This window comes from Sphingobacterium psychroaquaticum, assembly GCF_004421025.1.
GTDB classification, from domain to species: domain Bacteria; phylum Bacteroidota; class Bacteroidia; order Sphingobacteriales; family Sphingobacteriaceae; genus Sphingobacterium; species Sphingobacterium psychroaquaticum.
This window is the reverse complement of sequence record NZ_CP038029.1, coordinates 1801087-1815280: the sequence shown is the minus strand read 5'-3', so window position 1 is coordinate 1815280 and position 14194 is coordinate 1801087. Positions and strand designations below refer to the sequence as shown.

The 14194-nt window shown below is 43.7% G+C and carries 10 protein-coding genes; all 10 read right to left on the bottom strand.

Annotated elements, in window-relative coordinates:
• Positions 1–14: 14 nt before the first annotated feature.
• The 10 genes from E2P86_RS07430 to E2P86_RS07385 all read right to left on the bottom strand — a co-directional run bounded on the left by E2P86_RS07430 (position 15) and on the right by E2P86_RS07385 (position 14189).
• Positions 15–3662, bottom strand: coding sequence for a SusC/RagA family TonB-linked outer membrane protein (locus tag E2P86_RS07430; RefSeq protein WP_134432010.1), 3648 nt, complete (start codon positions 3660–3662; stop codon positions 15–17).
• Between the two features lie 107 nt (positions 3663–3769).
• Entirely contained in the window at positions 3770–4936 is a 1167-nt protein-coding gene (locus tag E2P86_RS07425; RefSeq protein ID WP_134432007.1) for a FecR family protein, read from the bottom strand.
• A gap of 98 nt (positions 4937–5034) precedes the next feature.
• The gene (locus tag E2P86_RS07420; RefSeq protein ID WP_134432005.1) at positions 5035–5646 is read right to left on the bottom strand and encodes an RNA polymerase sigma factor; all 612 of its coding nucleotides are present in this window, start codon (positions 5644–5646) and stop codon (positions 5035–5037) included.
• Between the two features lie 89 nt (positions 5647–5735).
• The gene (locus tag E2P86_RS07415) at positions 5736–6707 is read right to left on the bottom strand and encodes a Gfo/Idh/MocA family protein (protein WP_134432002.1); all 972 of its coding nucleotides are present in this window, start codon (positions 6705–6707) and stop codon (positions 5736–5738) included.
• The gene (locus E2P86_RS07410) at positions 6700–7908 is read right to left on the bottom strand and encodes a M20 metallopeptidase family protein (protein ID WP_134431999.1); all 1209 of its coding nucleotides are present in this window, start codon (positions 7906–7908) and stop codon (positions 6700–6702) included. The genes E2P86_RS07415 and E2P86_RS07410 overlap by 8 nt, the downstream gene beginning before the upstream one ends.
• Positions 7909–7952: 44 nt before the next feature.
• Complete coding sequence (locus E2P86_RS07405) at positions 7953–9518, bottom strand: SLC5 family protein (protein ID WP_085472790.1); 1566 nt, start codon at positions 9516–9518, stop codon at positions 7953–7955.
• Complete coding sequence (locus tag E2P86_RS07400) at positions 9508–10893, bottom strand: hypothetical protein (protein ID WP_085472789.1); 1386 nt, start codon at positions 10891–10893, stop codon at positions 9508–9510. The genes E2P86_RS07405 and E2P86_RS07400 overlap by 11 nt, the downstream gene beginning before the upstream one ends.
• Before the next feature lies 1 nt (position 10894).
• On the bottom strand, positions 10895–11665 hold the full coding sequence (locus E2P86_RS07395; RefSeq protein ID WP_085472788.1) for an SDR family NAD(P)-dependent oxidoreductase: 771 nt from the start codon (positions 11663–11665) through the stop codon (positions 10895–10897).
• A gap of 16 nt (positions 11666–11681) precedes the next feature.
• The gene (dgoD, locus tag E2P86_RS07390; protein WP_085472787.1) at positions 11682–12860 is read right to left on the bottom strand and encodes a galactonate dehydratase; all 1179 of its coding nucleotides are present in this window, start codon (positions 12858–12860) and stop codon (positions 11682–11684) included.
• 6 nt (positions 12861–12866) lie between these two features.
• Positions 12867–14189, bottom strand: a complete 1323-nt coding sequence (locus tag E2P86_RS07385) for an aspartate aminotransferase family protein (RefSeq protein WP_085472786.1) — start codon at positions 14187–14189, stop codon at positions 12867–12869.
• Positions 14190–14194 lie beyond the last annotated feature (5 nt).

Here is a 14194-nt window from a genome sequence, read left to right as displayed (position 1 = left end):
CTATTGATTAATGATTAAAGGCCTATACGTAATCCAATAAAGAACTCACGCGGCAAAGGCAATAATGTGTACCCCTGTTCGGTGGCAGCTCCCGTTCCTGAAGTTAAGTTTACTTCTGCCGTCTCTGGATCGATGTCTACACCTTTACCTGTTATTCTGAACAAATTACGTCCCTGTACATACAGTTGTGCATTCGCTATCTTCAACGATTTAGTCCATTTGCTTAAATCATAGGACAAGGTTACGTCACGAAGTTTAGCATAGCTGGCATTCCCCAATAAAATATCCGTATATGGGAAAGTGAACATATCCATATTCCATGATTGTAGTGCCGGATAGATAGCATGCGCTTCATCTCCCGGTTTCTTCCAGCGTTCACCGACGTGTCTGTTTTGGAAATTAGAACCTAAGAAACCATCTTTTCTATATTTATGTCCAAGCTTCGCAATAAACATAAAGGAAAGACTCCAATCGTTATACTTTAATCTATTCGTTAAGGCAAGGTCCCATTTCGGACGAAATGTTCCTTGATACGAAACATCCTCGATCAATGCATTTCCGATCAACTTCACATCGTTGTTTTTACCATAGATTTGTGTTTGTCCTTTATCATTTAAGCCTGCATAACGGTATCCCCAAATACTAGCTGCAGGATAGCCGGCCGCTAAGATCCCTTGTGATGTCGTATAGCTTGAAGGATAAGCACGTGTCACATTGTAATGGTTTACCTTATTGAAGTTGTATGCAATATTCGGAGATACCGTCCATCTAAAATTATTGGTATTCACCACACGCATATTCAGACTTAATTCGAATCCATGGTTACTCATCTCACCTACGTTCTTAACCAGTGATGTGTAGCCCAATGTAGGATCAATAGCATCAGCTGCCAATAAATCGGAACTTTTCTTGTTGTAATAATCCAATGTACCTTCCACCGCATTGTTGAATAAACCAAAATCTATCCCCACATTTGATATTTTGGTTTTCTCCCAGCGCAGCTGATTGTTTGGTGGCGAGGAAACACCATAAGAAACACCGCCCGTCGTTTGCGAGAAAGTTCCCACGCTAAGGATCAAGAACGGACCATTATTCAAAGAAATATTTCCGTTTATACCATACGAACCACGTAAGAACAATTTGTTAACCACATCACTGTTCCAGAATTTCTCATTGCTCAGTTTATACGTAGCACCAAGCGACCAAAGCGGTTTGTAGCGATACTCTTTATCCGTTCCAAAGAAGTTCGTTAAGTCCAAACGCATCGATCCACTAACGATAAAACGGTTATCATATTCGTAAGATCCATTAGCATACCAAGATACGAAGCGGTTATCCGCATAGCGAAACTCCCCATTTGTCATCCCTTGGAAGGAAGATGCAAATAACATGTCCGAACTATAGATCCCTCCAAGGTAATCCTTTAAGTTCACTGGAATAAAAGAGCCTGCCGTTGGGTTATATCCCAAGCGCGTAGCGAGCTGATTGTTGTCCGCAGTAATTTTACGGATCTCATTTCCAACCAACGCATTCACACGGTGTTTATCCCCTAAGAAGTTCTTATTATAGTTAACCTGTGAACGTAATGTCCACGACTCGTTCATATCTCTGTTTTCGTTGATAACGGCTCCATCTGGAAAATAATGGTTGGCTTTGTTTGCTTTGGATGTTGCATCATTGTACGCAATACGTACGGCATAAGCATCTGCCCCTTGTACACCTTTTACATGGGTGTTACCACGTACCCAGTTACCACCAAATTCGGCGGTAAGCCCATCGATAATCTGTGCTCTAACGAAACCTGTAAGACGCGATGAGAACGACTTTCTACTATAATTGTTATCGTTGATATCCTGCATCGGGTGGTATCCCCATTGCTTCATACCTGGTGTATTTTTGTAGGTATTCACCTTATACTGGCTTATCCCCCAGATATCGGCTGGATCGCCATTCTCGTCCCAAAGGTTCGTATAAGGTCTCAAAAGAGAGGCACTACCGTACGCTGTTAAAGTCGAAAAATGATTCCCAACGTAGGAAGGCCCTGTGCTTGTATTAACCAACATCCAACTGGAAGAACCATTGTCTACCGTAAAATTAGCAGATGCACCAGCCGTTAAGAATGAAAAGGGTTTCCACTCGTTTTTCAAATCGAAAATAATCCGTTTACCATCGTTATTGATCAAATTCTCTCTCGTATTTTGGTAGTTAACGGCGATATTATAGTTATACTCCTCCGAACCACCTAAAATACCGAGGTTATGCTGATGGGTGATTTTCTTCCGGAAGAAAGCATCTTCAATCTGCTTCATCCCGTCAATCTTACGCAGACCATCGATTTCCGCCATAGCTTCTGCTTCGGTAATCTTCTTTTCGCGAACCTGCATCAGCAAGTACGTAACACGGCTCATATTTCCGGTACTTAACGTCGAAGGACCATTTGGGTTTAAGTTAAACAGGTCAATCTCTGCATCAATATAGTCCGAGCTCGATGCACGGTTCAGGTACTTCAGATCCGGACGTTGCACGATATTTACAAATCCAGAATAGCTTACCTTCGGTTTACTACTTCTACCTGTTTTCGTGGTCACTACGATTACCCCATTGGCGGCACGTGACCCATAAATAGAAGCAGCCACACCGTCCTTCAGTACAACAATACTCGATATATTCATCGGGTTAATGTCATCAATCGATCCTTCAATTGGATAGCCATCAACGACTACTAAAGGGGTCTTTTGTGCATTAAAAGTCGATATACCGCGGATTTCAATATTACCGGACTTATCAATTACAACCCCTGCAGCTTGTCCTTCTAGTGCATTTTTCAATCCTGTTGCAAGCTTGCTTTCCAATTGCTCTCCACTGATATAGCTAAACGCCCCAGTCATCCGTTCCCGCGCTAGACTTTGATATCCCGTGTTCACGCGAACCGTACCGCCATCAACCACGCGGTCGTCCGGAATAAGGGTAATATTCGCACCATTGTAACTTGCTTTTACGTTTTGACTGGTATAACCTACATAGGAGATCAAAAGAGTCGCCCCCTCTTCCACACCAGGTATGGAGAAAGCACCATCAGCATCCGTCAATGCGCCCAATTTCTTTCCTTGAACGGTCACCGTAACGCCAACCATCGGTTGGCCTTGCTCGTTAACCACCTTTCCGCGAATAGGACGCTGCTCTTCAACCACCACAACTGGCATGTTTTCTTCTACATTTACATTTGCGTTGATCGCCTTTAATGCAGGTCGTTGTTTCACTCGGATCACATTATCGGCAACCTCAAAAATCACCGGATTCTTGCGTTGGATATCTTCCAGGACATCCTGTACAGAAAGATTCGTATAGGCGGCCGAGATCTGCGTCTCTGGATTTATATTTTTAGCGGTCCATAGATAATGATAACCCGCTTGTCTATTTATTTCTTGTAAAATTTTTCTAAAAGAGATATTCTTCTCTTTTATATTGATCCGTTGCGCATGTGAGGAAGCGTATCCGCCCATCACCCCCAACAGCATCATGGCATACGCTAAAGAAAAACGTTTCACATTTTTTGTAAACATCTTACTCTTTACATTTGTGGTCTCCTTATCGTCGGTTAGTGGAACAGAAGTACCCAAGAGGGATGTAGGCATCCCCTTTCTCGTAAAAATCTTGTACATTAGTTAGGTATTTATTTATTTTAATAATGGTGTTAGTAGTGCGTTATTCACCGGTAACGCAAGCCGCTAAATTTCTCTCCTTATTTTCCTCCTTTCTGTATTAAGTATTAGTATATCGTCACTTTTTTTCCTTCCACAGTAAAACGAACCAACCCAGACTCCTGCAGGAGATCAAATAACTCCTTGGCGGACGCGTATCGCGGTAAGATTCCTTCTATCTTTTCTTTTTTCAGCCTAGGTTCTTTAAAGGTGTATTCGAGATCATACCAACGGGCGACTTTTTCCATAACCGATGATAAAGGTTCTCCCGCAAAAACAAACTCATTTTTAGTCCACGCGATTGTGCTAAACACATCGACCTTTTGCGTATATATCTCCTGCTTACTATTGGTGGTGGCTCGATATCCAGGCTCCAGGATGACGCACTGTTCCTGTGCGCTTTGGGTGCATACTGAAACACGCCCCTCGACAAGTGTGGTTGCCGTTTCATTATCGCTCGCATACGCAGAAACGTTAAACTGCGTTCCCAGCACTTGAATTTTTTGATGTTTTGTTTGTACGAAAAAAGACAATCGCTCTGATTTTGCATCCAGTACTTTCGCGACATTAAAATAGGCTTCTCCAAAAAGCTGAACTTCACGCGGCGCTTTTGTAAAGCGTTTAGGAAACCGTAGAGATGATCCCGCATTGAGCATTACTTTTGTACCATCAGATAATACAATCTTATATTCCCCTCCATAAGGAACCGTTATTTGCACGGTATCATCCATAGCCTTAGACGCGTCTGTATTTACCAAAACAGTAGATCCATCCGCATATTGCATGCTATCCAGGAAGATAATTTCTCCTTTCGATTCATTCAAAGCAATATTCTCCTGTCCATTCACGGTGATATATGCTTTACTCGTTCCGGGTTGTATAATCGAGGTCCTATCGGTATTATTACGTGCCCACCAGAGTACAGCAAGAATGGAAATAGCCAAGATGCATGATGCGATGGCGAGTAAACGACGATCTAACCGTATTACTTTTGGTGCCTGTTTTTCGATTTCCATCCGTTTGCGGACTGCGTCCAGTGCTGCAATGGTATCGATCTCACCGAGTAGCGTTACATCTGCCCGAATATCCTCCCGACGGATTATCGCCTGGTAGATATCCTCATTCTGAGGAGTCAACTCACGCCATTCCTGTAGCATTAGCGCTTCTTCGGGGCTAAGGCTATCTATTTTCGCAGCCGCAATCAAGGCAGCTATTTTACGCGGTACAATCTTCATAATCTTTTTCTGGCAGTCAGTTAATGGATACAAACAGAACTGCGGTAAGAAATTACTACGCGTTAACCAATAAACTTTACAAGAAACTGATTAACAGGTTAATAATTTTTAAAAAAACCAGTTATTAGGAGAGAAATAAGGACATAGTCTTCTGGATTGAGGTATGTCTTAAGCAGGCTTATACCCTTTCGCTTCTGCGCATAAACGGTACTTCCTGCAATCTGCAATTCTTCGGTAATTTCGGCAACCGTTAAGCCGTCTATATACAACATCAGCATAATCTTTGCGCATTGCTCCGGCAATTGCATAATACCATCATGCAAGGACTTAACCATCTCGGCGTATACGATCATTTGGTGTTGCTCCGCTGTCAGAGGGATGGTATGTGCCTCAGCTGCAGCATCGGTCAAGAAAAGTTCACGGTTTTTGAGCAGACGTTTGTTTTTATCCAAAAGATTAAAGGTGGCGTTACGTGTGCTTACATAGAGAAAAGCACGCATCTTTTCTACGTCCTGAAAGTCATTTTTTTTGTTCCATAGCTGGAGCAGTACATCTTGAACAATCTCTTCCGCCTCTACTTTCTTTATCTTAAATTGAAGCGCAAAGAGACATAAGGGTTGATAATAGCGATGAAAGAGAAGTTCGTAGTTTGCCTCATCCCCAAATCTAAAGCCCTCAAACTGCTTTATTTCTTCTTGACTAGTATCCATGTGTAGATTGATATTGGATGGCAATTAAAGAAAAAAAAGAGAAATTATGAAATTTAGAAAAATCGAAACTTCGCTGTAGACCTCCACGACTACCTTTGTACGAGCTTAATGGACACCCCTCCTTGGAGCTTACTGGCATAAGCGGCATCAATAAATGAAGCGATGGCTAATGTTTCCTCAGCATCCACCGGGCTAATACCCGTTTCGAAAAACGAAAGTATGCGATCCAACAGCGGGGCATATCCAACAAACTTACCAAGTGTAAAAATCTTATCCGAGAGGAAAACAGTTCCGCCAAAATCATCCTTCCCCTTACGAATACCGCGCAATGTAGCCACCCGACCGTCCGCCCAACTGCCGACATATACATCCGCATCGGCACCGTTGATAGTTTGAACGGAAAGACAGTCCTTCCCCATCAGTGCAAATAGCATCTCTACACCGTGTATTCCATACCAAAACAAGTCTTTATGCGACGGTTCCGTGGTTGCTGGCGTATAGATATCTGCCCCTCGTACCTTCGATTTATCCATGTCCGCTAAGCCACCGATATAGCGCAGGGAGCTGGTTGAAAATACAGGACACTGGTATGCCTTTGCCGTCTCCATGATTTGAAGAGCATCAGCATACGAATTAGCGATAGGCTTGTCAATAAACAACGGTTTTCGCGCACGAATAACAGTCAATGCCTGTTCTAGATGAAGATTGCCGTCATTCGTTTCGACCATCACATAGTCAACCTCTCTGATTAGTTGTGCGATGCTTTCCACCATTTTGACACCGTACTTTTGGATTTCTTGTGTAAACTTCGGAATACGATCTATACTAAGTGGAATAGTGCGGCTTCCATACGGAAAAGCGGTAGTAACACGAAAATTGCTATACGTGCTCCCAGCGACAGCTTCATTTATAGCCTTTGTAAAAGCGATAGCATGCGTGGTGTCCAGTCCAATAATGCCAATTCGTTTTGACCTTTTACTCTCGGGTGCTAAAGATGTGGCGGACAACGAATACCCCACCCCAAGTCCTGCCAAGGATAACATAAAGCCCTTTCTATTCATTCGATGTGTTTAACAGATGTAACACGGATTGTATCAACACGGGAATGCCAACATGAAATGCATTTTCATCCAGATCAAATTGTGCGTTATGTAAGCCGTATTGTGTAGAGGCATTCGTATTACTGGTTCCCAATAAAAGAAACAACGAAGGGTATTGATGCGAGTAATAAGCAAAATCTTCCGCCGCCATCCAGATTCCAGGGTCTACGACATGTATCTGATCTAAATGATTGCGTAACACTCGCGTAAGCTCCTGCGCCAAGTGGGGATCATTTTGTAAAACAGGATACCCATGTCTCACTTCGCACGTAACCTCCGCACCTAATGCGACCGGCAAATTGGCAATCAATGTTTCGATATGATGCAATGCTTCTTTACGCCATGGCTCATCCATTGTTCGAAAAGTACCTTCCAACAGCACCTCTTGTGGTATCACATTTGCCGCCCCATCACCAATAAATCGGCCAAAAGTGAGGACAGAAGGGATACTTGGATCAGCCTTCCGACTGACGATTTGTTGCAGTGCATTTAACAGCTGTACACCAATCATAACGGGATCAACTGCACGATGTGGTTCGGCAGCATGCCCCCCTTTCCCTTTAATTCGGATATAAAACTCATCACTGGATGCCATGAACCGACCCGGCTTGATACCAATGGTGCCTAGCGGTAAGCGGGGACTAACATGAAGCCCCAAAACGGCCTTAATCGTCCCCTCTAATGATTCCAGCACCCTCGATTCAACAATCTGTTTAGCTCCCCCAGGAATACGCTCTTCTGCCGGTTGAAAAAGAAGAATTATCTTCCCCGAAAAAGTGTCCAACATATTAACCAATAGCGTCGCAGCACCCAACAGGTTTGCAGTATGAAAATCATGTCCACAAGCGTGCATTATTCCGTCGTTATTGGATTTGTAGGACACTTCATTTTTTTCAAATATTGGCAAAGCATCAATATCAGCTCGCAAAACTACAATCGCATCGGAAGTCTCCTTACGCCCTTCTAAAACAGCAACAACGCCTGTTTCCATAACGACTTGAAAAGGAATGCCCAACTTCGTTAGTTCCTCTTGGATATAGACGCTCGTTTGATACTCCTGAAACGATAGTTCCGGATTTTGATGCAGATGTCTACGGTGCTTCACGACCGTATCGAATATATCTTTTACACGCTGGTCCATGGTATTCCCCATTATGTTCATTACTTAACTAAAAATTATAAACTCTTCCTTTTCCGTTATCACTTCTAAAAATAACGAATATAAAAATAGAGTACCATCGCGGTAATAAGCGCCCACCACAAAGTCGGGTTTTTAAAACCACTGTATTTCGCCTTATCGCTGGCAGATCTTCTAAAATTATCCTTTGTCAAGATCAGATTCTCCAATCGATCAGCAGGTACGGCCGGCGTACATAGACTCACAATCACACAGACCAACATACAGGCCCAAAAGACAATCCCAGTACGGTTAAAGAAAGGCATTTCCGGTAGAGCAAATTCCAAGATCAAGGAAAGTGGTATCGTTAATAACCCCGCAGCGAGTGCCCCTTGCGAAGTCGTGCGTTTCCAAAATACCCCCATGAGGAACATCGTGGCAATTCCTGGCGTAAAAAGTCCGTACAGGTTCATTAAATAGAGAAACACAGGCTTATCGGCATGACTAATCAACACAACCGCACTCATAATCCCTAAAATAATGATGGCTACGCCGGCTCTCTTTCCAAAACGAATAGCTTCTACATCGGTCGCTTTCTTATTAATATATTGGCTGTAAACATCGACTGTTAGGATTGTTGTACAGGAATTTATAGCGCCCGAGATATGCGACATAATAGCCGATATCAATCCAGCCATTACTAACCCGACCAAACCTTTAGGGAGTAATGTCTCCACCAATGTCGCGAAAAGTAAATCAGGTTGATCCAAATGCGGCAAAAATTTAGGCGCTACCAAGGCAGGAATCGTAATAATCAGTGGTACAAAAAATTTCAGGTAATCACCAAATATAACGCCCATTCTACCATGCCACTCATTCTTAGCCGCTAAAACGCGCTGTACAATAAACTGGTTTGTCGCGCAATAAAAAATACTAATACAAAGTAAACCACCGAGGTACATCGTCCAAGGAAAATCCGGATCCGAAGCCGGATAGAACATCTTCCAATCCGTAGAAGAATCTACAACAGCCTGAAAACCGCCTGCAGCATCAATGGTAGCAAAGGTGAGAACAATTCCGCCTAAGACCAAAATCACCAATTGTACCATTTCGGTCCATATTACTGCTTTTAAACCTCCCAAAACGGTATATAAACCGGTTAATACCGCCATTCCGAAAATACTATAGAGAATCGGAATTCCAAACAGCGCATGGAGCGAAAGTCCGCCTAAATACAAGACGGCTCCAATTTCAACAAATACATACGTAAAAAGGATTAAGACCGCGTAGAGCGTCCGTGTTCCATTTCCGTAACGTTTTTCTAAATATTCAGGGACGGTATAAAAGCCGTTACGAATATAAAAAGGCAAGAAAATCCATAACAACGCGTTAAAGCCAATCAATATGGCTCCCCACTCCAAGGTGATGGCAACAAAGCCACGGCTATAAGCCGCTCCCATGGCACCCACTAAGTGGTGGCTACTAATGTTGGCAGCAATTATACTTCCGCCAATCATCCACCACGGTAATTTATCACCCGCTAAGAAGTAGTCTCGTTTCGATTTGGAACTCTGTCGGGACGCGTAGAGCCCGAGCAATACAATTCCTACAATATAGACAACAAATATGGTGATGTCAATCCATTCAAGTTTCATTGGTTATAAGTTTATGTATAGCGGCCTTAGTTTCTTCAATTAATATCTCGAGACTTCCTTTTTCATATGGGCTCTGCCATACGGCATAGATATCTTTACCATACAGCTCTTGCGGAGCAAGATACCCCACATATCCATTCGCGATATTGACAAAAGCGATACAATACGCAGGAAATGCGGCACGGACAGCCTGTTGATACATCGAATAAGCTTCATTGGCCTGCGCCACAACAATTGCATTTCCCATTTTCCAAAGCCATACCGGTATCGTCGCCGTTTGCCGATCACCAATGGACATACGCGTGTTATACTTACGCCATAGTCTATCTTTTAAGACACGATCGGTACAAGCTTCATACTCGGCCAAGATGGTTTCTGCATGGTCCATCGTTTTGTAAGGAACTTCAACATGCTGTATCTTTTGGTCAACCGTATTATGGGGTACCTCCTCTTCAAAACGCCAGCAAGCAAGCGGAGCCCCTGAAACCAACGCCTTTTCAAATACCCAGCGTTGCGTGGGATGTTCCATCTGCGCTACTGTCGCCAATACAGCGTACCCCAATTGTTTGCCATTGGCCTCTACTAATTTAGGATCTTTTACATACTGTTTTTTCGGAGCAAGATCTCCCGAAGCACCTTGCAAAAAGAAACAAGGAACCTGGAGGGAGCCTGTGACCGTTTCCCGAAGTTCCCCCACAAAATCTGGCGATATCAATTCATTTTCATGGGCAAAGCTGGTCGGATGGCAAGCATAATTACAGATAATAGCACGTCTTTGATGGGTTAAATCATGTAATTGTCCAACCAACAAGGTCTGATCAGCCGCTTCTGCTGGGTTATAACCGATTAGATAGTCATCGCCAACTTTCAGATCACGATTTGTCGCCAAATCACAAACGCCATACCCCCAGGTTAGTAACCCCTCAAAAAGGTTTTCACGCGCCTCTTCCACACAAGCTTTAGCCTGCTCCTCGAGGAAAAGCAAATACGGTTTAATCAACGATCCTCCCGGTTGCCCTTCATCCGTCGAACAAATACTAGGGCCAGCATGTGTATGTGAAAGCGCGAAAATAAGTTGCGATTCATCCCACTGAAAATACGACAGTAAAGAAAAACGTAGAGTTTGCTCATCGGCTGCATTTTTCCACCACCCCAGATCTGCAGTAATCAAAACGACAGGTTTTCCGCCCTCGCTTTGGGTGTATAAACATTGCATCATCAAGTCTTGGTGTATACCGGTCGCTTGATCAAATTTAGCCGCCCCCCAATTACGAGAGTAGATCCCTAATGGTGGTGTAATAACACGTGAAGCAAGACCAAATTTTGCATGTAAGTTTGTCGCTCGGTCTTTCAACTGTTCCTTTTGCTCTTTCATCTTAGGGCCTGATTAAGGATAAACCACCGTCCAACACAATAGAAGCACCAGTCATTTGACGACATGCACTGGAACACATCCATAGCACCTGGTCGGCAATTTCTTCGCTTTCCAAAATCGTCCCCAATGGTACTACTGCCGCTGCCTCGGTTTGCAACCGAGGATCTTTAGACCATACCACTTTGCTTAAACCCGCATTCACGTAACCCGGAGCAATCTCATTCACCCGAATGCCCTGTGCAGCATACTCCAGCGCCATGGTTTGACAAAGCATCCGAACAGCGGCCTTCGAAACACTATAAGCAGGTAAATTTTCATGTACAGCATGCGCCGCCCAACTTCCTAGGAACACAATATTTCCCGGAATTTTATCTGTAACAAAAGCACGGGCGCATGTGTTAGCAACAAAAAAGGCGCCATCAAGATTTACGCCCATTTCATCCTTCCACTCGCTGTTCGAGATCTCGCTATATTTTTTCAATGTCACCCGTGCAGCATTGGCGATGCATATAGATATCCCACCATATAGCTTACGGCAGTCTGTAATCCATGTCTCTACCGAGAGTGGGTCTGCAACGTCCACGGTATGGTAACTCACTCTACTAGTCGCTTCCCCCAAAAAAGGCCACCTTTCGATAGCCTCTGCCATGCTCGATTTATCCCCGATACAAACAATGGCTTCTGCAGCAAGAAAAGCTTGGGCAATAGCTCTTCCGATATCGCCCAAACCTCCGCTGATAACAACGACTTTATCTTTAAATTCTTGTATCATAAACGGTTTACCAGTTTTACCAATCCCCTACGCTACCATCTTTATAAAATGTACGTTGTAAGATTTCTTGTTGAAATGGATGTTTCTTGACTTCTTCCTCATTAATTTCGATCCCTAACCCAGGTCTATTGTTCGGTAAAACGATTCTTCCCTTTTCCTGAACAGTAAACCCTTCGGAGACCACATCTTGGCGCCATTCGACATCTTTATGTACACTCTCACAGATAATGTACGAAGGTGTGGCAAACCCCAATTCGATAGAGGCGGCCGTACTCACTGGCCCCTGCGGATTATGTGGCGCCATAGAAACACGATATGCATCCGCTAAAGCCGCAATCTTCCGGGCTTCCGTCAAACCGCCACAATGCGTAATATCAGGCTGAATAACGCTTACCGCTCTCTTTTCTAACATATCTCGAAAGGCGTGAACACCAATTAAACGTTCACCTGATGCAATCGGTGTGGTTACCGAACGCTGGATCAGCGCAATATCATCCATCACCTCCGGCCAGCAAGGTTCTTCGAAAAAGTAGAGTCCGTATGGTTCCAATGCTTTTGCGAACTGCAATCCCATCCGAGGACTAGGACGAGCATGACAATCCACCATAATATCAATATCATCACCCACGGCCTCACGCATCGCTCGTACACAGGCTTCCGCATATTTTATCGGACGAAGTCCTTCCAAAGACATCGTCTCCGGAACGGCCATCGATTTAAATGCCGTAAAGCCTTCCGCTACCGCTTCCAGTGCCAGATCGCCAAAACGTTTCGCATCATCGGGTGCAGTTTCATAAAAATCCTCCATACGTCCACCACCAAGGTGACAGTATAGGCGGATATAATCGCGCACGCGACCTCCCCATAACTCGTGACACGGAACATTATGTATCTTTCCTAATATATCCCACAGGGCAATATCGATACCACTGATGGCCGTACCCCGTACGACACCGTTTCCATGCCAGAAGTGCTGACGGTACATCATCTGCCACAAGTGCTCAATGCGACGCGGATCTTCACCGATCAATAGTTGTGAGATGTCCTTGATCGCACCTACGACACTTTGGGTATGCCATTCCAAAGTAGCTTCTCCCCAACCCCATAATCCTGGCTGGTCCGTCACTACCTTCACAAAGATCCAGTTTCTCATGCGCGCATGGCACACAAAGGTTTCAATAGCAGTAATTTTCATAGTAGGCTATAATTTATTGATCGCATTCACTGTTGCTTCCAATGTTTTATGGATATCTTCTTCCGTGTGCGCAAAGGAGATACTTCCTTGTTTAATCGCTGCCGGGAAATTAAAAATCCCTTCTTTAATTAATTGCTTCCGATAGCGTAGATCCAAATCAAAGTCGTGATTATCTAAGATATCATGGAAATTAACAGGCGCATGATCCATGAAATAGGTACAAAAAGCAGACCCCTGTCTCGCCACATAAAATGGTACACCTAATTTAGGAAATATTTCGTTATACCCTGCTTCTAAAAGTGCCCCTAAACGCTCTACATGTGTATAAACCTGATGTTCAGGGCTAGAAAGTTTCTTTAATGTAGCAATTGCTGCAGCGGTTGTCAACGGAAAAGCATTGAATGTACCCGCAATCATAACGCGTTTCTTACGGTCAGGATCAACAAAATAATCCATGTATTTTTTCTTACCAGCGATTACCCCAAGTGGATAACCATTCGCAACAGCCTTACCAAAAGTCGACAAGTCTGGTTGTACACCACATAACGACTGGTAACCACCAAGAGCATGCCTAAAGCCGGTCTTGACTTCATCGAAAATCAGTAAAAACCCAAGCTCATCGGCTAAAGCGCGAAGCCCTTCCAGGTAACCTGGTTCTGGTTTTACAATACCTACATTCTGCAAGATTGGCTCCAATAAGATACACGCGACTTCATATTTTTCAACCACATAACGCACACTCTCCAGATCGTTAAAATTAACAACATGAACCAAGTCACTATGATTTTTCGGCACGCCTGCACTCAAAGAATCAAAAGGATATTCACCAGGAGAAGTATAGGCGCCAATATCAGCCTTCTGACTGATTACATTACAAGCAACATCATTGTGCCAACCATTGTATCCACCTTGCATGACAATAATATGATCACGAGAGGTCACCGCACGAGCAATACGAATCGCATGATATGTCGCTTCAGATCCAGTTGTTGTAATCTGTATACTTTCTGCATTCGGAACCGATTCGCAGAACAATTTTGCAAACTCCCCTTCCAAAAGAGTAGGTCCAGCTCCCATCAACACCTGTTCTTCCTGCAAGGTTTGTAATACTGCGGCATTGACATCAGGATCATTATGCCCTAAAAAAGAAGCCGCAAAACCCGCTTGATAATCGATGAAACTATTTCCGTCAATATCGACAACCTTACTCCCAGAACCTTTCACAAAACAGATATTTGGATCTGATTTACGATTTAGTGATACCACACCTCCTGGTATCCACTTTGAATTTTCCCGCAGTATAGCGGTTGATTTTTCATTTACTTGCATGCTTA

Coding starts and splice junctions, on each gene's coding strand:
- E2P86_RS07430 (WP_134432010.1), bottom strand. CDS start 3,662: ATGTACAAGATTTTTACGAGAAAGGGGATGCCTACATCCCTCTTGGGT.
- E2P86_RS07425 (WP_134432007.1), bottom strand. CDS start 4,936: ATGAAGATTGTACCGCGTAAAATAGCTGCCTTGATTGCGGCTGCGAAA.
- E2P86_RS07420 (WP_134432005.1), bottom strand. CDS start 5,646: ATGGATACTAGTCAAGAAGAAATAAAGCAGTTTGAGGGCTTTAGATTT.
- E2P86_RS07415 (WP_134432002.1), bottom strand. CDS start 6,707: ATGAATAGAAAGGGCTTTATGTTATCCTTGGCAGGACTTGGGGTGGGG.
- E2P86_RS07410 (WP_134431999.1), bottom strand. CDS start 7,908: ATGAACATAATGGGGAATACCATGGACCAGCGTGTAAAAGATATATTC.
- E2P86_RS07405 (WP_085472790.1), bottom strand. CDS start 9,518: ATGAAACTTGAATGGATTGACATCACCATATTTGTTGTCTATATTGTA.
- E2P86_RS07400 (WP_085472789.1), bottom strand. CDS start 10,893: ATGAAAGAGCAAAAGGAACAGTTGAAAGACCGAGCGACAAACTTACAT.
- E2P86_RS07395 (WP_085472788.1), bottom strand. CDS start 11,665: ATGATACAAGAATTTAAAGATAAAGTCGTTGTTATCAGCGGAGGTTTG.
- dgoD (WP_085472787.1), bottom strand. CDS start 12,860: ATGAAAATTACTGCTATTGAAACCTTTGTGTGCCATGCGCGCATGAGA.
- E2P86_RS07385 (WP_085472786.1), bottom strand. CDS start 14,189: ATGCAAGTAAATGAAAAATCAACCGCTATACTGCGGGAAAATTCAAAG.